At 58.7% G+C, this 25,454-nt stretch carries 30 protein-coding genes and 1 tRNA gene; 24 read left to right on the top strand and 7 right to left on the bottom strand.

What is annotated here, in order from left to right:
* Positions 1 to 8 precede the first annotated feature (8 nt).
* The 11 genes from VWZ85_RS04065 to VWZ85_RS04015 all read left to right on the top strand — a co-directional run bounded on the left by VWZ85_RS04065 (position 9) and on the right by VWZ85_RS04015 (position 8,931).
* Positions 9 to 728: a uroporphyrinogen-III synthase gene (locus VWZ85_RS04065; protein WP_416587202.1), complete on the top strand. Its 720-nt coding sequence runs from the start codon at positions 9 to 11 to the stop codon at positions 726 to 728.
* Positions 729 to 781: 53 nt separating this feature from the next.
* Positions 782 to 2,137, top strand: coding sequence for a hypothetical protein (locus VWZ85_RS04060; protein WP_416587201.1), 1,356 nt, complete (start codon positions 782 to 784; stop codon positions 2,135 to 2,137).
* 10 nt (positions 2,138 to 2,147) lie between these two features.
* On the top strand, positions 2,148 to 3,668 hold the full coding sequence (locus tag VWZ85_RS04055; RefSeq protein WP_340547079.1) for a heme biosynthesis protein HemY: 1,521 nt from the start codon (positions 2,148 to 2,150) through the stop codon (positions 3,666 to 3,668).
* A 72-nt stretch (positions 3,669 to 3,740) separates the two neighbouring features.
* Positions 3,741 to 3,816, top strand: a tRNA-Thr gene (locus VWZ85_RS04050).
* 232 nt (positions 3,817 to 4,048) lie between these two features.
* A complete protein-coding gene (locus tag VWZ85_RS04045) occupies positions 4,049 to 4,663 on the top strand; it encodes a ribonuclease D (protein ID WP_416538485.1) in 615 nt (204 codons plus the stop codon).
* Positions 4,660 to 5,631 carry a KpsF/GutQ family sugar-phosphate isomerase gene (locus VWZ85_RS04040; protein ID WP_340547077.1) on the top strand — a complete coding sequence of 324 codons (972 nt, stop codon included), beginning with the start codon at positions 4,660 to 4,662 and terminating at the stop codon, positions 5,629 to 5,631. The genes VWZ85_RS04045 and VWZ85_RS04040 overlap by 4 nt, the downstream gene beginning before the upstream one ends.
* 18 nt (positions 5,632 to 5,649) lie before the next feature.
* On the top strand, positions 5,650 to 6,249 hold the full coding sequence (gene lptC, locus VWZ85_RS04035) for an LPS export ABC transporter periplasmic protein LptC (RefSeq protein WP_340547076.1): 600 nt from the start codon (positions 5,650 to 5,652) through the stop codon (positions 6,247 to 6,249).
* 24 nt (positions 6,250 to 6,273) lie between these two features.
* Entirely contained in the window at positions 6,274 to 6,753 is a 480-nt protein-coding gene (locus VWZ85_RS04030) for an LptA/OstA family protein (RefSeq protein ID WP_416538503.1), read from the top strand.
* On the top strand, positions 6,753 to 7,511 hold the full coding sequence (gene lptB / locus VWZ85_RS04025) for an LPS export ABC transporter ATP-binding protein (protein WP_340547075.1): 759 nt from the start codon (positions 6,753 to 6,755) through the stop codon (positions 7,509 to 7,511). The genes VWZ85_RS04030 and lptB overlap by 1 nt, the downstream gene beginning before the upstream one ends.
* A 348-nt stretch (positions 7,512 to 7,859) precedes the next feature.
* A complete protein-coding gene (gene hpf / locus VWZ85_RS04020) occupies positions 7,860 to 8,423 on the top strand; it encodes a ribosome hibernation-promoting factor, HPF/YfiA family (protein WP_340547074.1) in 564 nt (187 codons plus the stop codon).
* A 43-nt stretch (positions 8,424 to 8,466) separates the two neighbouring features.
* Complete coding sequence (locus VWZ85_RS04015) at positions 8,467 to 8,931, top strand: PTS sugar transporter subunit IIA (protein ID WP_416534374.1); 465 nt, start codon at positions 8,467 to 8,469, stop codon at positions 8,929 to 8,931.
* Between the two features lie 25 nt (positions 8,932 to 8,956).
* Here the strand turns inward: VWZ85_RS04015 and VWZ85_RS04010 are convergent, their stop codons facing one another.
* The 6 genes from VWZ85_RS04010 to VWZ85_RS03985 form a co-directional block, all read right to left on the bottom strand.
* Complete coding sequence (locus tag VWZ85_RS04010; RefSeq protein ID WP_416587199.1) at positions 8,957 to 10,387, bottom strand: nodulation protein NodH; 1,431 nt, start codon at positions 10,385 to 10,387, stop codon at positions 8,957 to 8,959.
* 6 nt (positions 10,388 to 10,393) lie between these two features.
* Complete coding sequence (locus VWZ85_RS04005; protein ID WP_416587197.1) at positions 10,394 to 12,094, bottom strand: beta-1,6-N-acetylglucosaminyltransferase; 1,701 nt, start codon at positions 12,092 to 12,094, stop codon at positions 10,394 to 10,396.
* The gene (locus tag VWZ85_RS04000) at positions 12,091 to 13,077 is read right to left on the bottom strand and encodes a glycosyltransferase family 2 protein (protein ID WP_416544165.1); all 987 of its coding nucleotides are present in this window, start codon (positions 13,075 to 13,077) and stop codon (positions 12,091 to 12,093) included. Before VWZ85_RS04000 ends, VWZ85_RS04005 begins: the two co-directional genes overlap by 4 nt.
* Positions 13,078 to 13,261: 184 nt before the next feature.
* Positions 13,262 to 14,152 (bottom strand): phosphotransferase, encoded by an 891-nt coding sequence (locus VWZ85_RS03995; RefSeq protein WP_374015437.1) that lies wholly within the window; start codon positions 14,150 to 14,152, stop codon positions 13,262 to 13,264.
* Between the two features lie 29 nt (positions 14,153 to 14,181).
* Complete coding sequence (locus VWZ85_RS03990; RefSeq protein WP_340547069.1) at positions 14,182 to 14,868, bottom strand: flagellar hook capping FlgD N-terminal domain-containing protein; 687 nt, start codon at positions 14,866 to 14,868, stop codon at positions 14,182 to 14,184.
* A 4-nt stretch (positions 14,869 to 14,872) separates the two neighbouring features.
* Entirely contained in the window at positions 14,873 to 16,456 is a 1,584-nt protein-coding gene (locus VWZ85_RS03985; RefSeq protein WP_416587194.1) for a flagellar hook-length control protein FliK, read from the bottom strand.
* A gap of 236 nt (positions 16,457 to 16,692) precedes the next feature.
* Here VWZ85_RS03985 and VWZ85_RS03980 point away from each other — a divergent pair, with 236 nt between their 5' ends.
* The 5 genes from VWZ85_RS03980 to flbT all read left to right on the top strand — a co-directional run bounded on the left by VWZ85_RS03980 (position 16,693) and on the right by flbT (position 19,213).
* On the top strand, positions 16,693 to 16,980 hold the full coding sequence (locus VWZ85_RS03980; protein ID WP_416538492.1) for a rod-binding protein: 288 nt from the start codon (positions 16,693 to 16,695) through the stop codon (positions 16,978 to 16,980).
* Positions 16,973 to 17,332 carry a flagellar export chaperone FlgN gene (gene flgN / locus VWZ85_RS03975; RefSeq protein ID WP_340547066.1) on the top strand — a complete coding sequence of 120 codons (360 nt, stop codon included), beginning with the start codon at positions 16,973 to 16,975 and terminating at the stop codon, positions 17,330 to 17,332. The genes VWZ85_RS03980 and flgN overlap by 8 nt, the downstream gene beginning before the upstream one ends.
* A 208-nt stretch (positions 17,333 to 17,540) precedes the next feature.
* On the top strand, positions 17,541 to 18,353 hold the full coding sequence (locus VWZ85_RS03970; protein WP_416539911.1) for a flagellin: 813 nt from the start codon (positions 17,541 to 17,543) through the stop codon (positions 18,351 to 18,353).
* A gap of 81 nt (positions 18,354 to 18,434) precedes the next feature.
* Positions 18,435 to 18,806: a flagellar biosynthesis regulator FlaF gene (flaF, locus tag VWZ85_RS03965; RefSeq protein WP_340547064.1), complete on the top strand. Its 372-nt coding sequence runs from the start codon at positions 18,435 to 18,437 to the stop codon at positions 18,804 to 18,806.
* 2 nt (positions 18,807 to 18,808) lie between these two features.
* Positions 18,809 to 19,213 (top strand): flagellar biosynthesis repressor FlbT, encoded by a 405-nt coding sequence (flbT, locus tag VWZ85_RS03960; RefSeq protein ID WP_416534381.1) that lies wholly within the window; start codon positions 18,809 to 18,811, stop codon positions 19,211 to 19,213.
* Between the two features lie 741 nt (positions 19,214 to 19,954).
* Here the strand turns inward: flbT and VWZ85_RS03955 are convergent.
* Entirely contained in the window at positions 19,955 to 21,283 is a 1,329-nt protein-coding gene (locus VWZ85_RS03955) for a FliI/YscN family ATPase (protein WP_416538493.1), read from the bottom strand.
* A gap of 88 nt (positions 21,284 to 21,371) precedes the next feature.
* On the opposite strand from VWZ85_RS03955, the gene VWZ85_RS03950 reads away from it, so the two are divergent.
* The 8 genes from VWZ85_RS03950 to flgH are packed head-to-tail and all read left to right on the top strand — an operon-like array spanning position 21,372 to position 25,452.
* Positions 21,372 to 21,761: a FlgB family protein gene (locus VWZ85_RS03950; RefSeq protein WP_416587192.1), complete on the top strand. Its 390-nt coding sequence runs from the start codon at positions 21,372 to 21,374 to the stop codon at positions 21,759 to 21,761.
* 12 nt (positions 21,762 to 21,773) lie between these two features.
* Positions 21,774 to 22,166, top strand: coding sequence for a flagellar basal body rod protein FlgC (flgC, locus tag VWZ85_RS03945; protein ID WP_340547061.1), 393 nt, complete (start codon positions 21,774 to 21,776; stop codon positions 22,164 to 22,166).
* Positions 22,167 to 22,210: 44 nt separating this feature from the next.
* On the top strand, positions 22,211 to 22,507 hold the full coding sequence (fliE, locus tag VWZ85_RS03940) for a flagellar hook-basal body complex protein FliE (RefSeq protein ID WP_340547060.1): 297 nt from the start codon (positions 22,211 to 22,213) through the stop codon (positions 22,505 to 22,507).
* A gap of 4 nt (positions 22,508 to 22,511) precedes the next feature.
* Positions 22,512 to 22,784 carry a flagellar biosynthetic protein FliQ gene (locus tag VWZ85_RS03935; RefSeq protein WP_340547059.1) on the top strand — a complete coding sequence of 91 codons (273 nt, stop codon included), beginning with the start codon at positions 22,512 to 22,514 and terminating at the stop codon, positions 22,782 to 22,784.
* The gene (locus VWZ85_RS03930; RefSeq protein WP_340547058.1) at positions 22,784 to 23,500 is read left to right on the top strand and encodes a flagellar hook-basal body complex protein; all 717 of its coding nucleotides are present in this window, start codon (positions 22,784 to 22,786) and stop codon (positions 23,498 to 23,500) included. The genes VWZ85_RS03935 and VWZ85_RS03930 overlap by 1 nt, the downstream gene beginning before the upstream one ends.
* A 10-nt stretch (positions 23,501 to 23,510) precedes the next feature.
* A complete protein-coding gene (flgG, locus tag VWZ85_RS03925; protein ID WP_340547057.1) occupies positions 23,511 to 24,296 on the top strand; it encodes a flagellar basal-body rod protein FlgG in 786 nt (261 codons plus the stop codon).
* On the top strand, positions 24,296 to 24,712 hold the full coding sequence (flgA, locus tag VWZ85_RS03920) for a flagellar basal body P-ring formation chaperone FlgA (protein WP_340547056.1): 417 nt from the start codon (positions 24,296 to 24,298) through the stop codon (positions 24,710 to 24,712). Before flgG ends, flgA begins: the two co-directional genes overlap by 1 nt.
* Complete coding sequence (gene flgH / locus VWZ85_RS03915; RefSeq protein ID WP_340547055.1) at positions 24,712 to 25,452, top strand: flagellar basal body L-ring protein FlgH; 741 nt, start codon at positions 24,712 to 24,714, stop codon at positions 25,450 to 25,452. The genes flgA and flgH overlap by 1 nt, the downstream gene beginning before the upstream one ends.
* Positions 25,453 to 25,454: the final 2 nt, after the last annotated feature.

Here is a 25,454-nt window from a genome sequence, read left to right as displayed (position 1 = left end):
GCCTATTGATGACACGCCCCCGCGCGGCGGCGGAACGGTTCGTTGCGGATCTTCCGGCATCCACCCGCTCGACGATGCAGGTGATCTACGCACCATTGCTTGATGCGCGGCCCGTTGATGTGCAACTGACTTCGCCCGCAACCAATCTCTATACTAGGGATGTGGTTTTTTCTTCCGCCAATGCAGTCCGGTTTGCCCCTAAGCCTCAGTCAGATCAGCGGGCCTATTGTATCGGAGACCGCACGACCGACGTCGCCAGAGCAAAAGGGTGGCAGGCGAAATGCTGCGGGCAGGATGCCGATCAGCTGGTCCGGACGGTGACAGAGTTATCACCCGAAACCCCACTCGTTCATCTTCGCGGTGTCCACAGTCGCGGTGATATCGCAAAGCGGCTTTGTCAGGCGGGTATCAACTGCCAGGAACATGTGATCTACGATCAGGTTCTGCTGCGCTACGACGATCAGGCCCGTGCGGCGCTGGATGCGCAAGCCTCGCTGATCGTGCCGCTTTTTTCACCGCGGACTGCGCTGCAATTCGTCAAATTGGCACCATATCGCGCAGAGCTCCATCTGATCGCCTTCAGCAAAGCAGTGGCCGAGCCTTTGAACGTATTGAAATGCAAAGACTTACAGATATGTAAATCTCCAACGGCGAAGGATATGTGCGCATTGGTGCGTGATGCCGCAGCTGGTCTGGCGCGGGTTGAGGGTGGACCATCGGCACAGTAAGTTTATTGCCGAGTTGATGTTATGAGATTTTTAGAATCGAGGGGGATGTCGGCGTGGCTGACAAGAAAACATCCGATGAGATGCGGGCCGAGAGGGGCCAGACGTCTGTCTCCAAGCTGGACATCGACGAAACCGCAGCTGGCGACGATCCGTCCGAGCTGGTCGAAGCGACGCAAGCTGAGGACACCAAATCCGAGGTGGATTCAGAGGCCGAAGACGTGCAGCCAAGCGAGCCGGTAAATGCTGAAACCGGAGCTGTCTCTGATGATCAGCGCGATCAACTTGACCCGCAGCAGGCAGAAACTGCCGAGCTGGCCGAAGCCTCGACTGCGGAGACCGCCGCTACGGAGCGCAGTGCAGATGATCTGCCCCCCTTCACCCCACCGGCGCCCGAGGTTGAGCGTATCGTAGAGAGACGCGGCGGTTTTGGCGCAGCGGTTCTGGGAGGGGTCGTGGCGGCTGGGCTTGGGTTTGTGGCCGGGCAGTCGAATGTGCTGGACGGCTTCCTGCCCCCGTCGTGGCGCACCGCCCCTTCGGTCGATGCCACGGCTCTGGAGGAGCTTCAGGAGCGCCTGAACACAAGGATTTCCGAGCTGGAAGACCGGATTGCCGCCACCGCTGCCGATCTGAATATTGCACCGCTGGCGGAACAGCTGGATACGCTGAAGCAGGAGGTGGCCGCGCTGAAATCCGGAGTGACCGCCGCAGGTGATACCGGTCTCGCGGACGCGCTGGATAGTCTGGCGATCCGCGTTGATGCGCTGGAAAGCCGTCCGATCACGGACGCGGCTAGCCCAGAGGCTGTTGCTGCCTTTGAGGCGGAACTGAACAAGCTCCAGGACAGCTTGGCTGCACAGCGGGCCGAGGTCGAAAAAATGGTCGATGAGGCGCGTGCAATGGATGCAGCCAGCGCCGAGGCCGCCCGAATCGCCAGTGCGCAAACAATTGTCGCGCGGCTGCGCTCGGCGCTTGATGCGGGGACAAGCTTCAGCGGTCTGCTGGATGAGCTGCGGGCGGTTGGTGTGACGCCGCCAGAGGCGCTGGCAGGCTCTGCAGAGGCTGGCGTCAGTACCCGCTCCAGCCTGCGCGATGGGTTTGCCCCGGCTGCACGTGAGGCGCTGGCTGCGGCACGTCAGGAAGCCAAGGGAACCGGCGGTATCGCCGCCTATATGCGGCGTCAGCTTGGGGCACGTTCGGTCGCACCGCGCGAAGGGGATGATCCTGATGCCGTTCTGTCCCGTGCCGAGGCGGCTGTCCAGAATGGCAATCTGCAGGACGCACTGATGGAACTTGAGGCCCTGCCCGAAACCGCGCTTGCGCCGCTCGCTGATTGGCAGGCTGCTGCACGCGCGCGCCTCTCGGCGGTTGCTGCCGTGAATGAACTGGCCCAAAGCCTGAACGCCAAATAAGGAAGCTGCCATGCTCTGGTCATTGTTGAAGATTCTCGTTTTCGTCGCCATCGTGGCGGTGCTCGCCTTTGGTGCCACATTGCTGACGGAAACCGCTGGCGGCGTTCAGATCACGGTCGCCGGCACCGAATACACCCTGAGCGCATTGCAGTCGGTCATTGCGCTTGCAGTTCTGGTTTTTGCCGTTTGGGTTGCATTCAAACTTCTCTCACTTCTTCTGGCGACGCTACGGTTCCTTAATGGCGATGAAACCGCGATTTCGCGCTATTTCGACAAGGGGCGCGAGCGCAAGGGCTATCAGGCGCTATCCGACGGGTTGATGGCGCTGGCTTCTGGCGAAGGGCGGTTGGCAATGGCCAAGGCTGCGCGCGCGGAGAAATATCTTGAAAAGCCGGAGCTGACGGACCTGCTGACAGCGCAGGCTGCGGAACTGGCAGGCGACACCAAGAAGGCAGCGGAGGCCTATAAGCGGCTGGTGAGCAACCAGTCCACTCGCTTTGTCGGGGTGCGCGGCATCATGAAACAGAAGCTCTCCGAAGGGGATACCGATACGGCGCGTCAACTGGCCGAGAAGGCGCTTGCTCTGCGGCCCAAACATGAAGAGGTGCAGGATACGCTGCTGACACTTCAGGCGCGGGCGCAGGATTGGGCTGGTGCGCGCAAGACGCTAACGACGAAGTTGAAGACCGGCACCCTGCCGCGTGACGTCTACAAGCGCCGCGATGCGGTGCTGGCCCTGTCCGCCTCTCGCGCGATTGTCGAAGACGGGGCGACCGTCGAACAGCAGGAACAGGCGATCGAGGCCAACCGGCTTTCGCCGGATCTGGTCCCCGCGGCGGCCATGGCGGCCCGTGCCTATCTGGCGCGCGACAAGAAGCGCTACGCCATCCGGGTTCTCAAAAAAGCCTGGGAAGCGCAGCCGCACCCGGATCTGGCACATGCCTTTGCCGAGGTCGAGCCGAATGAAACCGCGGCGGAGCGGGTGAAACGCTTTGCTCAACTGTCGCGGCTGGCGCCGCAGCATGATGAAACCCGGCTGGTGATGGCCGAGCTGCATATCGTCGCCGAGGATTTTCCAGAGGCCCGTCGTGCGCTGGGCGATTTGGTCGAACGAAATCCCGATGCACGGGCGCTGACCTTGATGGCGGCCATCGAGAAGGGCGAGGGTGCCTCGGACGCGGTAATCCAAGGCTGGCTGGCACGGGCGTTGAATGCGCCACGCGGACCACAGTGGGTCTGTGATACCTGCAATCATATCCACGCGGAATGGGCGCCGGTCTGTGAAAACTGTTCTAGCTTCGACACACTTAGCTGGCGCCGCCCCGAGGCCCCCGAGATTGTCGGCGCCACTGGTGCGCAGGTGCTGCCCTTGATCACAGGCACGCCGGAAGGGGCCGCCGGACCTGATACAAGTGACATCCCCGAGGTCGAATTGCTGGAAAGTGACGATCCGGCGGCGGTACCGGATCCAGACAGCCCAGCATCCGACGCTTCCGAAGAGCCCAAGGGGAAATTCCAAGGCGCGAAATAGATCTTTTCCAAGCGGCGCGCCAATGCTAAAGCGCGCCGCACAGACCGCTGCGGGCCCTGACCCGCGCTGGTCGCCGCTGTAGCTCAGATGGTAGAGCACGTCATTCGTAATGATGGGGTCGGGGGTTCGAGTCCCTTCAGCGGCACCATACCACCACCGGCAAAAGATCATCGCGGCAGGATCGCCCGACTTAATATCGGTGGCCGATCTATAGCCGCGATCAATCAAAAGACCGCAGATATCTGCCAGACCCCCTGTTGCATTGGACCTGCTCCACGCCAAAGCGGAGCCAATTGCCGGTGCCAGAGTTGAGTTTGCCTGCCGAAACCCCTATCTCGGGGCCAAACCCGTTGTACCTGCCAGACAAAGGATCGCGTCTCTTGGCCAATCACCTTTACCAGAACGACCTGCCCGACGGGCTTGATCTCGGGCCAGTCGTTGCGATCGACTGCGAGACGATGGGTCTCAACCCGCATCGGGACCGGCTTTGCGTTATTCAGATGTCAGGCGGTGACGGCAATGCGCATATCGTGCAGGTCTCCAAGGGGCAGTCCGAAGCCCCCAATCTCTGCCGGATGCTCAAGGATCCCAACGTGCTGAAACTGTTCCATTTCGGCCGCTTTGATATTGCGGCCATGTATCACGCGTTTGGAGTGCTGGCGGCACCGGTGTATTGCACCAAGATTGCCAGCCGCCTGGTCCGCACTTACACGGATCGCCACGGGTTGAAGAACCTGACTCAGGACCTGATCGGTGTCGATATTTCCAAGCAACAGCAGATGAGCGACTGGGGGGCGCCGCAACTGACCGATGCGCAGCTCGACTATGCCGCGTCCGATGTCCTGTATCTGCACCGGCTGCGCGCGGCGCTGGACAAGCGTCTGGATCGGGAAGGTCGCAGCGAAATGGCGCAGGCCTGTTTCGATTTTCTGCCGATGCGTGCCAAGCTGGATCTCGCCGGCTGGCCCGAAACCGATATCTTTGCACACTCATGAGCAGCGCAGAGACATTCCTCGCCACCGCGCGACAGGTGATCACCGACGAAGCCCGTGCTCTGGATGCGCTGGCGGACAGTCTGGATGAACGTTTTGCCGAGGCCGTAGACCTCGTGCTTCAGGCCGAAGGGCGGATCATCGTCAGCGGTATCGGTAAATCCGGTCATATCGGGCACAAGATCGCCGCGACCCTGGCATCTACCGGGACGCCCGCTTATTTCGTCCACCCCGCCGAAGCCAGCCACGGCGACCTCGGCATGCTGTCCAAAGGTGATGTGGTGCTGGCGATTTCCAACTCTGGTGAAGCGCCTGAGCTGGCAAATCTGCTTTCGTTCACGCGTCGCTTTGGCATCCCGCTGATCGGACTGTCCAGCCGGATGGACAGCACCCTGATGAAAGAGGCCGATGTGCATCTGCAAATCCCCGCCATGGGCGAGGCCTGCGGTTTTGGCATGGTGCCCTCGATTTCGACGACGCTCACTCTGGCGATGGGCGATGCGCTGGCCATCGCCTTGATGAAGCACAGGGATTTCCGACCCGAAAATTTCCGCGCCTTCCACCCCGGTGGCAAGCTGGGCGCACGACTGTCGAAGGTTGACGACCTGATGCACGACGGGGCGGCCTTGCCGCTGGTCAGCACCGAAACCCCAATGCCCGATGCGCTGATCGAAATCAGCCAGAAAGGATTTGGCGTTGCTGGTGTCACTGATGCGGGCGGTGTGCTGCAGGGCATCATAACCGATGGCGATTTGCGGCGGCATATGGACGGGCTGCTGGAAAAATCCGCCGCCGATGTCATGACTCACAACCCGACCACCATTGCTCCCGGCTCGCTTGCGGAAGAAGCCGTCGCAATCATGAATGACCGCAAGATTACCTGCCTGTTTGTCGTCGATCCCGATGCAGAGACGGCAAAGGCCGTCGGACTGCTGCATATCCACGATTGCCTGCGCGTCGGGCTTGGCTGAGGGGGGACGCGGCGAACCATGGATGGCTATTCCCGCCTTGTGGCCTATCTGAAGGTCTTGCTGCCGCTGATGGCCCTGGCGCTGATGTCGACCATGTTCCTGATTTCACGCGGCGTCGAAACAGATGCGGTGATCCCCTTCGCCCAAGAAGATCTGAAGGATCGCACCCGCGGACAGCAGATCACCGCGCCGTTCTTTTCGGGAACCACCGCGCAGGGTGATGAAATCATGGTAACCGCCGCCCTGGCTCGCCCGGGTGGCCCAGACGCGCCAGCAACCGCAGTGAACCTCGAAGCCGAGATCAGGATGACCAGTGGCGGCCGCTTCCTGCTGAGTTCGGACACAGGCGCCTTGCGCCCGGATAAGAATATGGCAAACTTTCGCGGCGATGTTGAAATCCTGTCGAGCGACGGTTTGCGGGTCATCACGCAGGAATTAAACGCCGCTCTCAATGGCGTGCAGGCGGACAGCCCAGGACCCGTTCAGGCCAGTGGCGCGATGGGCGATCTGACCGCAGGCGCCATGCAGATAGATACAAAAACCGAGGGCGGGCCGGTACATATGGTTTTCAACAAAGGGGTCAAGCTGCTATATGACCCGCAACAATCAGAAAGATAACCTGTGTTGTATCTGCGTGTATTGATGTTCTGCCTGCCGGTCGCCCTGTTCTCAACGGGGGTGTCGGCGCAGTCCGCGTCCATCGCATTCGGCTCGATCAAGGCTGATCCGTCGCAACCGGTGGAAGTCACCGCAGAGACATTGGACGTGAATCAGGCTGACGGGTCAGCTCGGTTTGTTGGCGACGTTGTGATCGTGCAGGGTGTTATGCGATTGTCGGCCGACAACGTTCTGGTGATCTACAAGCAGGACGAAACTGGCAAAACAGGCGTCGAACGGCTGGAAGCCACCGGCAATGTCATCCTTGTAAACGGTCCCGACGCGGCAGAGGCGGAGAGAGCCGAATACACCATCGACTCCGGAACCGTGGTGATGACGGGCAATGTATTGCTCAGTCAGTCCACCGGGACGCTGACGTCCAATCGCCTTGTTGTGAATCTGACTACTGGCACCGCCAGCCTGTCTGGCCGGGTGAAAACCATTCTGAACGGCGGCGGCGACTGATGGCCGCGCCCGCATTGACAGTCACCGACGGCAGCTCAGGTCTGCGCATCGAAAAGCTGCGTAAATCCTACAGCAAGAAGGTCGTCATCCGCGATGTCTCCATGTCATTGGACCGGGGTGAGGTCGTTGCACTGCTTGGGCCGAACGGCTCAGGTAAAACCACCAGCTTCTACGCGATTGCTGGTCTGGTATTCCCTGAGGCTGGCTCGGTTACCATCGATGGGCAGAATGCAACCACGCTGCCGATGTACCGTCGCGCGCGCATGGGCATTGGCTACCTGCCGCAGGAAATGTCGATCTTTCGCGGCCTGTCGGTGGAAGATAATATCTCCTCCGTGCTCGATATTGCGGTGAAACACGCCCACAAACGCCGCGAGCGTCTGGAAGAACTGCTGTCTGACTTCTCGATTGAGCATCTGCGCCGGGCGCCGGCGCTGGCGCTGTCTGGTGGTGAGCGTCGCCGCGTCGAAATCGCCCGCTGTCTGGCTGCGGATCCGAAATATCTGCTTCTTGATGAACCTTTTGCCGGGGTCGACCCGATCTCGGTCGGGGATATTCGCCATCTGGTTGGTGATCTGAAAAAACGCGGTATCGGCGTGCTGATCACCGACCACAATGTCCGCGAAACACTGGAGATCGTGGACCGCGCCTATATCCTGCATGATGGCAAGGTGCTGATGTCCGGCACACCGTCCGAAGTGGTCGAAAACGAAAATGTGCGCCGCGTCTATCTCGGGGACAATTTTCGGATCTCTTGATCCCTACTGACACGGTCCAGCTGCACAGTGACATGCCCGGTCGGCGCCTTGCCGCACGCCGTTGACAGCAGCGCGTCGTCAACCATTTGAGAACAGGTGGAAACCCGCCGCCTACTCATAAATGGGTAACCGTTTGACGCCGATTTGCATTGACTCTCTCGCCTGGTTGTCATCGAATTGACTCATGGCAAACCCGCAGTCCGATGCTGTCCTCGCTCCAGCCTTGTTAACAAGGCCCAGACGAATGCAATCGACTGTCTTGCCTAAATCCCACTTTCAGAACTGAAGCGAGAGCAGCCGGGCTTGGCCCGAGTTGGGTTTTGGGGGTCTATTTGTGAAGGAGATCACATGCGTTACCAAATCAGCGGAAAACAGATCGACATTGGCGAAGCGTTGCAGTCCCATGTGCAATCGGAGCTTGGCGTGGCGGTCGCGAAATATGCTGAACGCCCGACGGACGCTAATGTCGTCTTCTCGCGGTCTGCGCATGAATATGTTTGTGAAACGACCGTGCACCTGTCCACTGGTCTGACCGCGCAAGCAAAAGCGCATGCCACTGAAATCTATGCCGCATTTGAGGATTGCTGCGAAAAGATGGAGAAGCAGCTGCGCCGCTACAAGCGTCGGCTGAAGGACCATCACCGTGATCGGAGCGAGCCGGTTGAACTCTTCGGCGCAAGCTCTTATATCCTCGCCTCTGAAGACGCCGGCACCGAGTCTGAACCAGAATCATTGCAGCCTATCATCGTCGCCGAGATGGAAACACAAATTCCATCCCTTTCGGTTGGTGAGGCCGTGATGCAAATGGAACTGGCAGGCGCCCCGGTTCTGGTGTTTCGCAAAGAAGGCAAGGACGGCCTGAACGTCGTCTATCGTCGTGAAGACGGGAATATCGGGTGGATCGATCCGTAACCTGTCACGGCGTTTTACGTGAGTTGAGCGGAGCTATTGAAGTATGCAGATCTCTAACATCCTGAAGCCTGAGGCCGTACGTGTCTTTGGCGCTGCATCCAGCAAGAAGCGTCTGTTTCAAGAAATTTCAGATGTTGCTCAACTCGCCTACGGGCTCCCGGCGCAACCAACGGTCGAGGCTTTGCTGGATCGCGAAAGCCTTGGCCCCACCGGTGTGGGGCACGGTGTTGCCCTGCCACACGCGCGCCTTGATGGTCTGGACAAGGTTGTCAGTGTATTCCTGCTGCTGGAGACACCGCTGGAATTTGGTGCGGTGGATCGCCAGCCGATTGATATCGCCTTCGCGCTCTTTGCACCGGAGGATGCCGGCGTTGAACATCTCAAAGCGCTGGCACTGGTATCGCGCACGCTTCGTGAACAGAGCTTTTGCACCAAGCTGCGGGCCAACCCTGACCCGGCGACGCTTCATACCATCCTGACCGAGGATCAGTCGGTTCAGGCGGCCTGACGTTGCACACGCGCGGGCGGGCGTGTCAGCGCGCCCAGGCGTCAAACCCGAACAATATGTAATCGCGCTGGTAAACAGTTGCGATCTGTGCCTCCAGCGTGTCGTCATAAATATCCTGAAGACTATACGGCTGGTCGACCCCGGGTGCGTCCGGGGCGCTGGCTTTGGATTGGCCAAGCCACCGGGCAAGGTCAGGCAAAGTCGTGGCCAGATCCTCTTCGCGTAGGATCAGATCTGGCGATTGAACAGCTGAAAACCCCGCAATTGTCTGCGCCTGAGTGGCCCAGCAGGCATCGGTGCGAAACCCGGTCTGCCCTGAAAGATTGGCACCAATCACCTCGACAAAACCTGCAAAAGCCGTTCGATGCTGTTCGCGGGTATAGGATCCATGTGCAGGGTCCTTGGGCAGCGGAACCTTGAACTGTTTGCGCAGCAGATTACGGATCTGGCGCAATGTTCCTGTCTCTGACCCGAGAATGCGCGTGCAAAAGACATGATGCAGCCGGGCCGCCGGATGACGCAGAACGGTGAGACTGCGGAACCCGGGATGGCCGCGCTTCCATTGCCGCAGCTGCTTTTGGTTCATCCCCTCAATCAAGGCGCCATCGCCGTCTGGTTCCTGCCCGGCCATCCAGCTGCGTATGACATCCGTCGGACCACCGCTGATCGGCAGATACAATAGCGGCAGCTGCTGCCCCGCGATGTAATCAGGCACTGCCGGGCCGCGCCGCGGTTCGAAATTCGGGGTCCGAGAGAGGTTGAAACGATCCAGCCGCGCCATCGCACGGTCAAGCTCCGAAGGATTGGCGACCTTCTCTTCCAGCGCAGCGGGGTTTTGCGGTTTGAGACTATCGTCAAGCTGCGCCAGCCGGGCATCGACACCCAGCCACTTTGCCAGACCGTTGATCACTTCCAGATCCTGAAGATCCTCATAGGCCAGATAAAAGGCTGTCTGGCCAGACCTTTGCAGCCGGTTCAGCAATGTAAGCTGAAAACCCTGCAGCTCGGCAACGTGATGGGCAAATTCCTCCGCATCGACCGTCGCCAGCCCGTCCTTGCGGCGTTTCACGTTTGTCAATTTCCACTGGCCGGTACTGCGCGCGATCTTATGCGAGACATAGCTGTCTGCCGGGTTCCGAGTCAGGATGATTTTGGCACAACGTGGATCGTCAAGCAGCGCGTCCAGAACGCGCGGGTCATGGTCGTGGAAGTAGCGAAAACCGTTCAACGCGCCCTCGGCGTCGCGGATCTGCGACAGAAATCCCAGAACGTCACTGTCGCGCTGTGCTTGTGTCCAGCCCAGCGTCGTCTCGCGGTTGGGATAGCTGATAAAATAGGGGTTAAAGGCCTCGCCGTGACAGGTGACGCCCTCAAGAGCGTTCAGATTGGCTTCGAGAAAATTGGACCCGGTCCGCATCTCCGCAAACACAACAAAGTAGTCAAAGTCTTGGGTCATGGTTCGCTATTGCACCAAATAGGGTTTGCGCGGCGTCTTCGGCATGTTCAACGGCCCCTGTTCCGCCGGGAAATCGCCCATCAGATAAGGGTGCATCCCCTGGTTCTTTAGATTTTGCAGAAACTGACCAAATCCCGCCAGATCCACCATCCTTGGCGCCGTCGTCAGATGGCGCTGCGCCTGTGCTCCGAATTCATCCAGAATGGTTTGTAGGGGCTCCATCGGAGATTCGACAAATTCGGCCATCGACCAGATCCGCACACGCGCCTTTACGTATTTGGAGCGGAGAATTTCGATATGTTTCGCCTCGATCTGCTGCAATCGTGCCGCTTCACGTCGCAGGTCGGAGAAATTCCTGTTGGACCGGAACAGGGGCACCGCCCAGGCACCGGAAATCACCGAAACCTGTGCATTGGGGTCGCGCGCTACCAGCCAATTGATACTCTGATTGTCCTGCGGTCCAAACTGGAAACATTGCCGTTCACCACGGGTGTTCCAGATCAGATTGGTCAGAAACCCCTTGGGATGATAATCCCGTAGCTTGGCACTGTCGCTCAGACCGCCGTTCATCAGCGTCTGGCGGTCAGCAAATTCCACCCGCTCGGGGGCAAAAAGATGCCCATGAACCTTTGCGCCGGTGACCTGGGTCAACCACTCCTCAAAATTCTCGAACAGCTCTGTAAAACCCTGAAACATCGAGTAGGGGTTGCAGGTGATGCCATTCTCCAGCCCGTTGGCCGGAAGGCGGCTTTGCATATAAAGGCCGGGACGACCGCGGGTGCGCCGCTCAACCGCCTTGGAGAAAATCCGGTCTATCTTGCCCGGATTGGGTTCCGAGGTTTTCATCAGATCCGGCTGATCGCCCAGAAACGTCGAATAGAGCCGATCCGCATGAGGCCAGATTTTCCGCGCGACAAAGCAGTCGGACCGACGCAGCAGTTGCAGATGGTCGTCGTAGAAATTATGCGGCTTGCCCTGAAAATCGAACTTGGACAGGGTCAGTGACCGGCTTTCGATATTGCTGGAATAGAGTCGAACGAGGGTTTGGTAATAACTCTCATCCGGGATCCAGACCTTGCGAAAATACCGGTCGTAGCGCGGCCGGTCTGGGTCTTCCAGAATCGCTGAGAGTGTCTGCCGCGTCAGGCACCACCACTGACTGCCCATATGAGGCACCAGCCCGTCGGGGATCCTGCGCTTGATGCCCAGCTTGCGCTGAAGCGAGACATATTTGTCAAAAAGGTATCGGCGTTTCTTCCACGAGAAGGGAAAGCGCAGCGTGAACCGTTCCACATCTAGCCCGCCAACAATCCATGGCACATCGGCAGTGGTCGCGCTTTCGATGAAGTCGGTGCGGGGCCGGGCGGCAAGATAGTCCACCAGGTCAGACACCGGGCGCAGCGGCAGGCAGGACCCCGAAGCAAGAAACACATGTCGCACCGAGGGATATTTTGCCAGCATCAGCTCGGATGCGGATTGAGAGGCTGCGACGATGCCCCAGGTCCCCCATTCGCAGCGATGCCGCCGCGAAAACCGCACCATTGGATCACCTGCAAATGCGGCCTTGAAGGCAGAAAATGTTGCCTGAGGGACCTTCTTATCAACGTGCAGAACAACGGGGCACCCGCCCGCGACCCAATGGCGCGCGACCTGTTCGGCCCGGTCCAGTGCCGTATGGACCAGCAAGACGATGCCAACCGTGCTCATGCCCAGTTGCCCTTGGACATCAGGCCAAGGATCTCCAGCTGGCGCCAGTTGATATATTTCTCGCTCCACTTGCACCAGAGTTCTGGCTGATCCTCTATGGCCTTGGCGTAGGCTTTGTATTCGGCCGATCCCGCATAATGCTGTTCACGCAGCATCTCTTCCTCGGCTTTGGTCACAAACGTGTGGAGGAATTTTGTGTGCAGCAAGGCGCCGCTGGCCTTTTCACCACCATCCGTTTCATAGACCTGATTGAGGCCGCGTGGCAGCAGGGCATGGGTCGAGCTGACATAGGTATAGCGGCGATCCCATTTCACCAGCGGGATCTTGTTCAGCGCCGGTGCTTTCTTTGGTTGATCGGCAAAAAACACACGCGCCCGCGGCCCTCCCTGGATCCACAGGTTGCCATAGATCGGATTGCGCTTGATCGAGTAGTTGCCGCTGTCGAACCAATTGGCGATTTCGAGCGGATCCTGTCCGGCGCGATAGGGAACGGCATCCAGTTTCCCTTTTGGATAGACGTCAATCAGCATGGCCGAGAAACTACGGATCGCAGAATTGTCGAGCCAGTCGGTCAGTGCCCGCAGCGGACGACTGTCGCAGAACGGGTAGATGAACAGCTCATCCGGGTCGACGACCAGCACCCAGTGACCATGGGCGTAGCGACGTTTCAGATGGTTCATCCAATCAATGCCGAAACCGGCACGCTTGTAACTGGCCACTGTGTGCCAGACCGAGACATCGGGCTGGCCTTGCAGATATTCGCGCGTGCCGTCGACCGATCCATTGTCTACGACGAGGAAATGATTGACGCCCAGTTTGCGATAGTAATCGAGGAAATATGGCAGCCGGATCTGTTCATTGCGCAGGGTTGTCACCAGCAGTATGTCACCGGGCCGGATCTGATCGGTCTGATCCTGAACCGCTGACAATTCGCGGGACTTGCGCATGGCACGCAGGATCCGGCGTTTCCGCCGCAGCCGCATGCGATAAGACTCCCAAAGGCTCAAGACTGCTTCCATCCCCGGTTGCAAAGGTGCCGTGTCGGACTGTCGTCAACCCGACCGCATCACCGCCAGCGACATTCCGCACAATATGCCATGTAAGCTATTTGGAAACAATGAATTTGGGATTGACGGTGTTGTTGCGAAATGGCTCCCGCAAAGCCCCTCAGGCGGCTGCGAGGCACGCGTCCAGAGCTGCCCGTTCCAGCCGATAGGCGCGGCTGTCCGCCTCACCGTCGCGTTCGTCGCGCCACCGGCAATAGGCCACCATACGCCAGTGGAACCAGGGTTTCAGCTCCAGGTAGCGCGCCACGACCTGCGGATCAGGGTAGGCCGCCAGGAATGCCGCCTCCTCAACTGCCGATAACGGTGCACCGCGATAGACCTGCTGCATTGCCGGAGACAGGAATAGCGCGATGTCCTCCGCCGGATCCCCGATCTGTGGGCATTGCCAGTCGATCAATGTCAGCTGCCCATCGCAGGTCACTATGTTGCCAGGAACCGGATCCCCGTGGATGAGGCTAGGGACGCCAAGCGGTGCGACAGGTCTCGTGGGTGCAATTCGCAACAGGTCATTGCCCATGCGACAATGGCCCAGAATGGTGCGGGTCTGGGCGGCAATCTCTGCGCTGCCGGATATGCCGTTTGGTAGATCTGGAATGACAGGCTGTGTGTGCAGACGTCCCAGCAGTTCTGCCACATGGGTGGTACCGGATGACCAGGTCACCCCGGGCGAGTGTTGATAGGCCAGCCAGTCGCGCCCTTCGAACTGACCCGCGGCCAGCGGAGACGGCACCATGCCAGTGCGGTAAAGCGCGCTGAGTGCCGCCTGCTCGCGTGAGGGATCATTGGCAAACAGCGGGTTGGCATTGCCTCTGCCATAGAGCTTCACAACAATACCGCCCAACCGCCAGACCCGGTTGGAGCGACCGCCCAGCAGCGGACATGGCGCAGCGTCGCTCAGGCCGAGGCCAGCGAGATGCGCAAGAAAACGTGTTTCGAACTGTGTCCGATGGTGTTGCAGGTCAGGCTCCGTCGCTATGGTCTGTGTTACCACACAGTCCAGGTCTTCGGTGCCATTATGCGTCAGACTGCAGGTGCCGTAGGTTCACGCAATGCTGTCACCGATGACGCCAAAATCGCCGAGCCGCCCTCAAGGATCAAGGCCACTTCGTTGCCCCGCATCTGAGTTTCTTTCACCCTTGTATAGGTCTCAGCAGTATCGGAGAGAACGATTTCACCGTTTTTCTGGCTTTCCAGCGTGAAACTATAGCTGCCAGCATCAAACGCGTACCCGTCATCGTCAATACCCTGCCACTGATACGGCTCGGCAGTGACCGGTAGGCTGATCCGCTGAACTTCCTTGCCGCTATCATCCTTGACCACCAGGTGAACAGTGTCCGCGATCTGGGCTGGATTGGGCGACACGGTGACAGGATTGGTCCCGTCAAAATAGGCAGGCGCCGCAGACCGTGTTTCCATACCGACCCAGCCCGACATAGCTGCCATATTGGCGAGACCCAATTGGGCCTGGATACCTTCCAGAACCTCATTGCCCTGAACCTGCTGCTCGACCATGGAAAACTGTGCCAGCTGCGCAGAGTACTCTGTCGAATCAATGGGTTCCAAAGGGTCCTGATATCGCGCCTGCGCCGTGAGCATCTTCAGAAACGTCTCAAAGTCAGAGGCAATTCCGGTGGCTTTTTTCGGTTCCGGCGCGGCGGTCGCTGCCTGTTGCTGTTGCGGTGCCGCAGCACCCGATACAGTTGTCATCGTCTTACATCCTCATATCAAGCCCAACCTCACCGAGGTTGAGTGATTGTGTCATCGGTTCTACGGGGAGATCGGCCATCTCTTCGTCGCCACGCCCTGCGGATCGACCCGCTGGGGTATGGGAGGCGTCATGGCCACCGCCCTGATTGGAGGTCTCACCGCCTGAGAACTGGAACGAGATATCCTCAAATCCCATGCGCCGGAATTCATCCGCCAGTTCGTTGATATGGCGGCGCATCAGATCGCCGGTTTCGGCGCGTTCGGTCTGGATCATGACGCTGACGCCGGTATCCGTGACTGAAACACGCATATTCACATGCCCCAGCTCCTTGGGATTTAGAGCAACGTCAACGTTGCGATCCCCTTTCATCGCGAGGGCTTCGGCCATCTGATTCGCAATCAGACGAGGGGTTTCCGGCTTGTGAACGGTTCCCGGGCTCACGGTTGCCTCGGTCAGCAATTGCGCCAGGCCTGGTAGTTCCATTCCTGTGCTGCCGCCTGTGACCTTGGCCCCTCCGGCCTCTGCTGAGGTCAGCGAATCAAGCGCTAGCGCCGAAGTGGCGTTGGCGCTGGGCATCGCGGCAGTCAGGGTCCCGGCACCAAGGCCGAAGCGGGCCGTCGAATAGGTGCCCTGCGGGATATGTGCAGCGGTCTGAGCGGCTGTGTTCTGCTGTACCTGCTCAGACGCGGCGCGCCGGGCTTCAAATTTCTCTCGTACGGGCGGCGGTGCTGCCTCTACCGGTATCGGTGTTGCCGTCCGCTGTTGCTCGACGGGCTGGGTCTGCTGCGCCGAAGGGGGTTTAACCGTCTCCTTTGCCGCTTCAGACTGCGGTGCCGTTGCAGCCAGCGACTGCGCGGTTTTTTGCTCCGCCTGAGTACGTGCTGTGGACTGCGCAAGGGCATCAGTGCCTGCAGGCTGGCGGTTCAACCCTGCACCGGTGCCAGGCACCTCGGGCGTCGCTGTGCGGTGATCACCGGTCAATTGTCGATCCGCCTTGGCTTCGGCGCTCGTCGGATCGCCCTTAAGCGCAAGCTTTTGATTCGCCTCTGCCGCGGCGCGTTCCGGCATGCTGGCTGTCTCAGACTGCGCCCCTTGAAGCCCTCCGTTGCGGGGATCACCCACCGCCTGTGCCCCAGCTTCAGATTGTTGGATCATCGCAGCGGATCCGGCAGTTTTTGCAGCATCCGAGGCTGCTTTAAGGTTAGCAGCCTTATCATCCGACGCGCCGTCAACCGTTCTTTCGGATTGCATCGCCTGCTTGCCGCTTTCGGCATCGGGATCAGATGATCCATCGGTCTGATTGCCGCTCTGGCCGATCGCCACCGGCGCAGGATGCGCGCTGGGCACCTCATGCTGTTCAGCTGTCGTTTCCGGCTGAACCATCACGATTTTGGGGTCTTCAGAAATCTGTTCTTCGCTCGACGTATCTTGCCGGGCTTCGTCGATGGGCGCCTCTGCGTCACCATCCTGTACGGTTTGATTCGCTTTTTCCGAAGCGCCGGACGCTGAGGTCTGCTGTTCTGCGAGTTCCTCAACCTCGGTCACCGCGGTTTCTGCGCTATCCGAAGATTTTGCAGTCTCTGCCATAACCGCGTCAAAGCTTGCGCCTTTACGCGATTTTGCCGATTCGCCTTGCTGGATCTTCTCCGATCCCTGCGCTCCACCAGAGGTGGGAGTCGTAAGTGCGTTGATAAACATTGGCTTCCAGACATTCTATCTCGATCCATGCACCTTAACGCCAATCGGTTACGGCAATTTTAACCGATCATCCGCCAAAATAGAAAAAATCGAAGCAATTTCGACGTCTCAGAATGAGGTACATCATGGAACAGATTGCTCAACTACCGGCGCTACAGCGCCCCCAAGCGATCAAACCGCCACAAGACCCGCTGCGCAAAGCAGCTCAGGAACTTGAGGCGACCTTTCTTACAGAAATGTTGAAATCCGCAGGCCTTGGCGAAAGCCGCGAAACCATGGGCGGCGGCGCGGGCGAAGATCAGTTTTCCAGTTTTCTTGTGCGCGCACAGGCGGAGCAGATCTCCAAAGCAGGCGGTATCGGCCTGGCAGAATCACTTTATCACGCATTGAAAGAGGCACAGACCAATGACTGATCAGACACCGCAACAACTGATTGAGGAACTCGATTCCCTGCTTGATGCCGAACGCGCGGCATTGGTCAGTGGCAATCTGCAGGCGCTGGAGCCGCTGCTTGCAAAAAAAGAGGCAATCATCACGACGCTGAATATGACAGCCGATCTGGAGCGCGAGGCTCTGGAGCATGTCCAGGGCAAGGTTTCGCGCAATCAGGTACTGCTCGATAGCGCGATGGAAGGTATTCGGGCGGTGGCTGCCCGGATGGCCGAACTCCGTCGTGTGCGCAAGGGGCTGGATGTCTACGATCAGTCGGGGCGGAAAACCCGCTTTGCGACCGGGGGCACACCCAGCTTGGAAAAACGGGCATAACCAGCCCAATTTAGGGAAAATTCTAGCAATGGAATTTCCGGCATTAGCACTCCTTTAGCACATAGTAGGCCAATGTCACTTTGCACCTTCCAAAGAGGGTGGCGCGGAAGCCGGACGGCGGAACGCATAGTCAGAAAGACGTCAGAGAGCGCCCTTCGGGGCAGGGAAACCAGAGGTCAAAACGCCTCTAATCAAAGGAATACATGCTATGTCCAGCATTCTGACTAACAACGGCGCAATGGTTGCACTGCAGACCCTGCAGTCCGTGAACAACAGCCTTGACGAAACGCAGAGCCAGATTTCGACCGGTAAGCGTATCGGTTCGGCCAAAGACAACGCGGCCGTTTGGGCGATCTCCAAGACCATGGACTCCGACATCGCCGGCTACAAGTCGGTACAGGAATCCCTGGGCGTTGGTGAGGCAACTGTTGCTGTTGCTCTGTCCGGTGCCGAGCAGATCGTTGAAACTCTGACCGAGATGAAGCAGCTGGCGATTTCCGCGAACTCGGAAAACGTTGACCATGCTAAGATTCAGGACAGCATTGCCAAGAAGGCGGCGCAGATCGAATCGATCATCGACTCTGCTGAATTCAACGGGGCCAACCTGCTCGATGATACGGTCACCACTGCACTGACTGTTCTGGGTGGACTGGATCCGACCGCAGATACAATCACTGTGACCTCGATCGACTCGGCAGCAAACATCAGCACAGCCGGTATCACCACCATTACCGACGTTGCCACCGCGGCTACTGCTCTGACCGATATCGAAACTATGTTGGGCAACGCGATTGATGCGGCAGCTCAGCTGGGTGCGGACTCCAACCGTCTGTCCGACCAGGGCATGTTTGTGTCGAAACTGTCCGACTCCCTGACAATGGGCGTCAGCACCATGACCGACACGAATATGGAGGAATCCTCTGCAAGGCTGAAGGCGCTGCAAACCCAGCAGCAGCTGGCGGTGCAATCATTGTCGATTGCAAACCAGGCGCCACAGACCCTGATGCAGCTGTTCCGTTAATGACGGCTTGATCTGGGGCGCTGTTGCGCGCCCCAGATCCCCTATCGCAGAGAATCTGTAGATTACATGTTAGGATAACACGTGAATGCCCTTCTAAAGGCGAAGAGCGCCTATTCGGCGGCGAAGGCCCCGACCCGAACTGCAAAGAACCTCGAATATGAAGTCATTGCCCGAGTAACACGTCGCATGGTTGCGGCCGCACAGAAAGGTAAGCCTGGGTTTACCGAACTTGCCGCAGCGCTCACCGATAACCGTAAACTCTGGTCGATCTTTTCAATCGAGGTTGCAAGTCCAGGGAACCCACTCCCGGATGAACTAAAAGCTCAGTTGCTCTCGCTTGGGGAATTTACCCATCAACACACCAGTAAAGTCTTGGCCCGCAAAGCGGACGTGCGGCTGCTGGTCGAAATCAACACGGCCATTATGCGTGGCCTTCGCAGCGGAGCGTCCTGAATATGAGCGGATTGGTCCTGAAACTTGCCCCGAAAGAGCGGGTATTGGTGAATGGTGCAGTAATTGAAAACGGGGATCGGCGCAGCCGGTTGTCGATCGTAACTCCGGATGCAAATATCCTGCGCCTGCGCGATGCCATCCATCCCGAAGAAGCCAACACGCCGGTACGTCGCGTCTGCTACGCCGCGCAGCTGGTCCTGTCTGGCGATGTTAACGGCGAGGAAGATCGCTTGCAGATGTTGCGCCGGATTGAAGAGCTGAGCCAGGTCTTCACCGATCCGGACAGTCGCGCCTCGCTGGCAGAGGCCACTGATGCGGTTCTCTCCGACAACCATTACCGGTGCTTGAAAGCGTTGCGCACCCTCTTGCCACGCGAAGACCGGTTGATGGCAGTGCGCCCATCATGAGTTCTCAGCCGATTATGCCGGAAACGGCATCGTCGGCTGGAATTGTCATCACAGAGAATGATCAGGCCGCCTTGGGCCTGTGAAGCACAATCCAGGTGTGGGCGTGAAAGCAGGCGTCTCACACAGAGCTTGAGTTCGAATATTCTGCCTCGCCTCATGTACATATGGTGATAACGGCAGACACCCCAGTCAAACGGCGGACATCCCAATCAGATCCGCTGGCTCAGAGCGAATTGCTCGTCCCTCGGATCGATTGGCAGACGCAGCATCTAACGGCATCAGCATCAATGAGATCACTTGCGTGGTGCAGCGGCCCGCCCAGACCACCTCAATGTCGCCATTCTTATCTGTAGCGGCGGGGCGCATTTTACCAAATGCTTGATCGATATGGCAGATGTCGGCGGCCTTTGATCTGCGACAGATTGCTGTGATGCTGATCACTTCGCTTTGGATAGATCTCTGGTTGGAGCGCGTGCACACAGGATAGCTATGCGCCCTGTTCTGGACCGTGCGCGGCGTCTGAAGCAGGTTCGATATCCCTGACATGAGGCATTGGCGCAGTTTTCAACCAGCTGGAGAAGCTGCTGCTCCGTCCCGTCAGAACCCTGCGCGGCCTGTGCGGATCACAAACCTCTCCATATGTCAGTCTGCTCACAATCTGCATCTGCTCGCAGGACGTCGTCTTGACTATGCGGATGTGCTGCTGGCGTCCGTCGATAGAAACCGGGGTACAAGATTGCCCTATCGGATCGCCACGGCGCGTCGCATCATCAGCATCAAGCGGTTGAAACTGCTCTGTATCCCTTCCGGGTCTGCTCTACCGAAAAAGGAATCCAACTCAGGCCAGAGCTTTACGGCCTGATCAAGCGTGACATCGTTGCCCTCGGAGTAAAGGCCTGCGCGAATCATAACTTCGGATTGCTCATAGGCGCCCAGGTATTTGCGAACATCCAGAATTGCTGCATTCTCGTCAGGCGATGCAGCGGCGGGCAGGCTACGGGATACGGAACGCGAAACGTCGACAGCCGGAAACCGCCCCCGCTCCGCGATTTCGCGGTTGAGCACGATGTGACCATCAAGGACGCCTCGCAGAATATCTGCAATCGGCTCATCCATATCGGAGCCTGCAACCAGAACACTGAAAATAGCTGTGATATCCCCCTGATTCTCGTTCCCGGGACCGGCTCGTTCGCAGAGGCCGGTGATCAGCGGAGTGACCGAAGGCGGGTATCCACGCAGTGCCGGAGCCTCGCCGGATGAAACGGCAATTTCTCTATGTGCCTCGGCAAACCGGGTCACCGAATCTGCCAGGAACAAGACATTTTTCCCCTGGTCGCGAAAGTGTTCAGCAACCGCCATAGCCGACCAGGCGCAGCGACGGCGAACCAGTGCCGACTGATCCGATGTGGCCGCGACGACCACCGCACGCTTCATCCCCTCGGCACCCAGCACGTCCTTGACGAAGTGGTTGACCTCGCGTCCGCGTTCGCCAATGAGCGCAATGACAACCACATCAGCTTCCATATTCTGCGCCAATGTTGACAGCAGCGTGGATTTCCCCACACCGGATCCGGCAAAAAGTCCGATACGCTGACCTTTTACAATCGGCAGAATCGTATTGAACACCGCCAGCCCAGTGGCGAGTCGTTCTCCCATCGGGCGACGTGAGGCGGCTTTGGGCGGAGAAGCCATCAGATCCCGCGTGGCTTCGCCGCGCATGAGAGGACGTCCGTCCAATGCTGCACCAAAGGGATCAATCACCCGGCCGATCCAGCTGTCAGAGGGTGCAAAATCCGGTGTCGGATGCAGAAGTACAGCATCGCCAATCGCCACGCGATCTGGCGCTGTATCAGGTAACATGCTGACTTCACTACCTGAAATTCTCATGACCTCGCCCTGCAACGGGTCGCTTCCGGCTCTCCGCAGAATCAGGCGGTCACCGATACGTGCCTGGCCGTTCAACCCCGATACCGTGATTGCACCACCTGATATTTCCGACACCCGACCCACCGCCGAAGACAGTCTTTTGTTCGCCAAATCCTGAGTCAATGCGTTGATGGCTGAGATCATGTTCTGGTGTCTCCAACTGTTCCTGAAAACAATTTCTAAAGGAATTGGGGTTAAGCCTTGATTGAAATTGATCGAGGGAGAAGCCCCGGTGTTTAAAGAACTGAACGTCTTTAAGATTGCCTACTCAATGGCGACCCATGCAGGGAAGCGCCAGGCATTGGTGTCACAGAACATCGCCAATGCCGACACGCCAGGCTACAATGCCAAGGATATCAAGCCTTTCAAAGAGGTATACGCTCAGGGTTCGCGCCCCGGCGACATGATCGCCAGCCGCTCCAACCATCTGAACGGTGCCTCAGGCAATGGGATGGACTGGGCTGTGACCCAGACCAACAACAGCACTGACCCCAACGATAATTCCGTCTCGATCGAAACCGAAATCCTGAAAGGGGTCGAGGTGAAGCGGCAGCATGATCGTGCTTTGGCGATATACAAATCGTCGATGAACGTTTTGCGCAGCAGCCTTGGCCGGAACTGAGAAGGTTAGATCATGAGCGAATTTTCCAAGTCCCTTTCCGTTTCCGCAAGCGCACTGAAGGCACAGGCAAGCCGTCTGCGCCACGTGTCGGAGAATATTTCCAATGCGGACACGCCCGGTTATCGCCGGAAGACCGTCCCGTTCGAAGCGGTGCGAGATCTGCGCACGGATGTCGAGAAGGTCGAAGTTGGTCCGGTGCGTCTGGACCGGTCAGACCTGGAGCAGATCTTCGATCCCTCGCATCCGCTGGCTGACGACAGCGGTCATTACGAAGGGTCCAACGTCGATCTGATGATCGAGATTGCCGACGCCCGTGAAGCTCAGCGCAGCTACGAGGCCAACCTCAAGATGTTCGAACAGGGGCGGCAGATGTCGTCCTCGCTGATGGAACTGCTGCGCAGATAACATCGAAATTTTCTGAAACACACTGACATACTTGGAGATCCAGAATGGATATTCGCAGTCTTTCCGCCACAAACGGCTATGCCGCAGCGCGTCCCGCAACCAAAGTTGACCCCGAGCACGCGCCAACAAGCGCCGAAGCCCGGATCAAGGCCAGCTTTGAGGAATTTGCCGGCACGCTCCAACAAAGCGAGCAGGTCTCGGTCACCGCCATGACCGGCAACGGCGATCCGCATGCCCTGGTACAGGCACTGGCACAGACGGAGCTTGCCGTGGAAACCGCAGTGACCGTGCGCAACAAGGTCGTCGAAGCCTATCAGGAAATCCTGCGGATGCCGGTGTAAGCCGATGATGAGCGAAGGGCTTTTCTACGACACTCTGCGCCAGGCTCTCTGGGCTGCGGTCATGATGTCGACGCCGGTTCTGCTGGTCGCGCTGGTTGTTGGCCTCGCGATCGGCCTGTTTCAGGCTCTGACATCGGTGCAGGAAATGACCCTGACCTTTGTCCCGAAGCTTACCGCCATTCTTGTCGTTTTCTGGATGACCATGGGGTTCATGACGCAGACCCTGGTCGCCTTTTTTGATGGGCACGTTGTGCCGCTGATTTCAGGAGGTCTGTAATGGGAGACACCGGTTACACCACCTTGTCCCGCCAATCCGGTCTGATGCGCGAAATGCGTGTTGTGGCAAACAATATCGCCAATTCCGCCACCACCGGCTACCGGGCTGAAGGCTTGATCTTCTCGGAGTTCATCCAGTCTGCCCCCGGCCAGGAATCCCTGTCGATGGGGCGGGCCAACATCCGTAACACCTCCATGGCACAGGGGGCGCTGACCCAATCCGGCGGCGACCTCGATCTCGCTATTGAAGGCGACGGTTACTTCATGGTCGAAACTCCGATGGGTGAGCGCCTGACCCGGTCGGGGGCGTTTTCAACCAACGCCGAAGGCGATCTCGTCACTATGGATGGCCATCGGGTTCTGGATGCGGGCCGGGCGCCGGTCTTCATTCCGGGGGATGCCAAGTCGATCAAATTCGGCGCCGATGGCACGCTGAGCGCGGACGGTCGCGCCCTTGGACAGATCGGCATTTTCAAGCCGGAAGAGAATTACCAGATGGTCCGTGAAGACGGGGTCATGTTCCGTGTTGATGGAGAAATCGAAGTGGCCGGAGAAGCGCGCGTGCTTCAGGGCTTTCTCGAAGGCTCCAACGTCAATGCCATCTCTCAGCTGGCCCGCATGGTCGAGATTCAGCGTGCCTATGAAATGGGCCAGAGCTTTCTTGAGACCGAACACGAACGTGTCCGCAACGCCATCAAAAACCTGACTAAGTCGTAGGAGTACCCCCATGCGCGCCCTCAAGATCGCCGCAACCGGAATGACCGCGCAGCAACTGCGTGTAGAGACGATTTCGAACAACCTCGCCAATATGAATACTACTGGTTACAACGCACGGCGTGCGGAGTTTGCGGACCTGCACTATCAGCAGGTGACGCGGGCCGGCACGGTAAATGCCTCTGATGGAACCGTGCTGCCAACCGGTGTGCAGGTCGGTCTTGGTGTGCGTGCCTCGGCGATTTCCATTCACCTGGCCCAGGGTGCCCTGACCCAGACCGGCAACGATCTGGACGTCGCAATTGACGGGAAGGGCTATCTGGAGGTTACCCTGCCGTCCGGCCAATCCGCCTACACCCGTGATGGCGCGCTCAAACGGTCGGCCGAAGGGTTGATTGTCACCTCCGACGGGTTCACCGTGTCGCCGGATATCACCATCCCGACCGATGCACGCAATGTGTCGATCAATGCCGAGGGCGAGGTCTACGCCTATTTCGACGAGGCCGCCGAAGGCCAGTTGATGGGACAGCTGACACTTGCCGGCTTCTCCAATCCCAAGGGTCTCGAAGCGCTGGGCAGCAACCTCTTTGTCGAAACCGAAGCCTCCGGCGCAGCCAGCGTGGCGACGCCCGGCGAGAATGGTCTTGGTACTCTGCGCCAGGGCTACCTGGAGGCCAGTTCCGTCGATGCCGTGCGCGAGGTCACCGAGCTGATCGAAGCGCAGCGCGGCTATGAAATGAATGCCAAGGTCATCTCTGCCGTCGATCAGATGATGGGCGCAACCACACAGGTCCGCTGATGAAACCGATCCTCGCCATTATGATGCTGCTCTGCGCCCAACCTGTCTGGGCCGATATACTGGTCCCCGTGCGCACCATCCGCGCCAAGGAAATCGTGACGGCCGAGGATCTGGTTCTGAAACAGGCCGAGGTGCTGGGCGCGATCTCAGATCCTGCTCTCGTGATCGGGCAGGAGGCGCGCGTGGCACTCTATGCGGGGCGGCCGATGCGTCCCGGTGATGTCGGCCCTCCGGCCATCGTCGATCGCAATGATCTGGTCACCATTCGTTTCAAACGTGGTGGACTTACCATCCTCGCCGAGGGCCGCTCGCTTGGCCGTGGCGCAGATGGAGAGGCCATACGTGTCATGAATTTGTCGTCACGCACAACCATCAGCGGGCGGATCGCCGCAGATGGAACAGTTGAGGTAAACTGATGAAAAATAGAATTTATTTGGCAAAATCCGCCCTTGCTGGTGTGATCATGCTCAGCGCCTGCGGACGGCTCGACCATGTTGGCAAGCCTCCCACGTTCAGCCCGGCAAATGAATCGCCCGAGCATGTCGCCATGCTGTTTCAGGGGCTGCCGGTCGATACCCAGACACAGCGTCCGGTCGACCAGGCCTCGCTCTGGAGCGGCTCGCGTCAGTCGCTGCTTGGGGATCGGCGGGCAACCAAACGGGGCGATATCCTGACGGTCGTCATCGAGATTGACGAAGAGGCCGAAATTTCAAACGACACCAAACGGTCCCGCTCCGGGTCCGAGAGCCTGGCGCTGCCGCAGCTGCTGGGCCTGCCGCAGCGGATTGACCGGAAATTGCCGGACGGTGCCACGATGGCTGATGCCGTCGATATCGGCAGCAGCAGCAGCTCGGGTGGCAAGGGGTCCGTGAAACGGAGCGAGAAACTGGAACTGCGGGTTGCCGCGACTGTGGTCGATGTCCTGCCGAACGGTGTTCTCTCCATCAACGGTACGCAGGAGCTGCGCGTCAACTTTGAGATGCGCGAATTGCTGGTGACCGGTTATGTCCGCCCCGACGATATCAGCCGTCAAAATGAGATCACCTACGACAAGATCGCGTCCGCGCGGGTCTCATATGGTGGCCGCGGCCAGATCACTGATGTCCAACAACCGCGTTACGGCCAGCAGGTGCTGGACGTGATCCTGCCATTCTGAGG

The organism is Phaeobacter sp. JH20_29, assembly GCF_048056175.1.
In the GTDB taxonomy this organism is placed as follows: domain Bacteria; phylum Pseudomonadota; class Alphaproteobacteria; order Rhodobacterales; family Rhodobacteraceae; genus Phaeobacter; species Phaeobacter bryozoorum.
The sequence above is the reverse complement of the archived record's forward strand: the minus strand, read 5'-3'. Positions and strand labels throughout refer to the sequence as shown.

Bases quoted from the DNA above. Each gene is read 5' to 3' on its own strand.
- VWZ85_RS04065 (WP_416587202.1), top strand. From the start codon at position 9: ATGACACGCCCCCGCGCGGCGGCGGAACGGTTCGTTGCGGATCTTCCG.
- VWZ85_RS04055 (WP_340547079.1), top strand. From the start codon at position 2,148: ATGCTCTGGTCATTGTTGAAGATTCTCGTTTTCGTCGCCATCGTGGCG.
- VWZ85_RS04040 (WP_340547077.1), top strand. From the start codon at position 4,660: ATGAGCAGCGCAGAGACATTCCTCGCCACCGCGCGACAGGTGATCACC.
- lptC (WP_340547076.1), top strand. From the start codon at position 5,650: ATGGATGGCTATTCCCGCCTTGTGGCCTATCTGAAGGTCTTGCTGCCG.
- VWZ85_RS04030 (WP_416538503.1), top strand. From the start codon at position 6,274: ATGTTCTGCCTGCCGGTCGCCCTGTTCTCAACGGGGGTGTCGGCGCAG.
- lptB (WP_340547075.1), top strand. From the start codon at position 6,753: ATGGCCGCGCCCGCATTGACAGTCACCGACGGCAGCTCAGGTCTGCGC.
- hpf (WP_340547074.1), top strand. From the start codon at position 7,860: ATGCGTTACCAAATCAGCGGAAAACAGATCGACATTGGCGAAGCGTTG.
- VWZ85_RS04015 (WP_416534374.1), top strand. From the start codon at position 8,467: ATGCAGATCTCTAACATCCTGAAGCCTGAGGCCGTACGTGTCTTTGGC.
- VWZ85_RS04010 (WP_416587199.1), bottom strand. From the start codon at position 10,387: ATGACCCAAGACTTTGACTACTTTGTTGTGTTTGCGGAGATGCGGACC.
- VWZ85_RS04005 (WP_416587197.1), bottom strand. From the start codon at position 12,094: ATGAGCACGGTTGGCATCGTCTTGCTGGTCCATACGGCACTGGACCGG.
- VWZ85_RS04000 (WP_416544165.1), bottom strand. From the start codon at position 13,077: ATGCGGCTGCGGCGGAAACGCCGGATCCTGCGTGCCATGCGCAAGTCC.
- VWZ85_RS03990 (WP_340547069.1), bottom strand. From the start codon at position 14,868: ATGACAACTGTATCGGGTGCTGCGGCACCGCAACAGCAACAGGCAGCG.
- VWZ85_RS03985 (WP_416587194.1), bottom strand. From the start codon at position 16,456: ATGGCAGAGACTGCAAAATCTTCGGATAGCGCAGAAACCGCGGTGACC.
- VWZ85_RS03980 (WP_416538492.1), top strand. From the start codon at position 16,693: ATGGAACAGATTGCTCAACTACCGGCGCTACAGCGCCCCCAAGCGATC.
- flgN (WP_340547066.1), top strand. From the start codon at position 16,973: ATGACTGATCAGACACCGCAACAACTGATTGAGGAACTCGATTCCCTG.
- VWZ85_RS03970 (WP_416539911.1), top strand. From the start codon at position 17,541: ATGTCCAGCATTCTGACTAACAACGGCGCAATGGTTGCACTGCAGACC.
- flbT (WP_416534381.1), top strand. From the start codon at position 18,809: ATGAGCGGATTGGTCCTGAAACTTGCCCCGAAAGAGCGGGTATTGGTG.
- VWZ85_RS03955 (WP_416538493.1), bottom strand. From the start codon at position 21,283: ATGATCTCAGCCATCAACGCATTGACTCAGGATTTGGCGAACAAAAGA.
- flgC (WP_340547061.1), top strand. From the start codon at position 21,774: ATGAGCGAATTTTCCAAGTCCCTTTCCGTTTCCGCAAGCGCACTGAAG.
- fliE (WP_340547060.1), top strand. From the start codon at position 22,211: ATGGATATTCGCAGTCTTTCCGCCACAAACGGCTATGCCGCAGCGCGT.
- VWZ85_RS03935 (WP_340547059.1), top strand. From the start codon at position 22,512: ATGATGAGCGAAGGGCTTTTCTACGACACTCTGCGCCAGGCTCTCTGG.
- VWZ85_RS03930 (WP_340547058.1), top strand. From the start codon at position 22,784: ATGGGAGACACCGGTTACACCACCTTGTCCCGCCAATCCGGTCTGATG.
- flgG (WP_340547057.1), top strand. From the start codon at position 23,511: ATGCGCGCCCTCAAGATCGCCGCAACCGGAATGACCGCGCAGCAACTG.
- flgA (WP_340547056.1), top strand. From the start codon at position 24,296: ATGAAACCGATCCTCGCCATTATGATGCTGCTCTGCGCCCAACCTGTC.
- flgH (WP_340547055.1), top strand. From the start codon at position 24,712: ATGAAAAATAGAATTTATTTGGCAAAATCCGCCCTTGCTGGTGTGATC.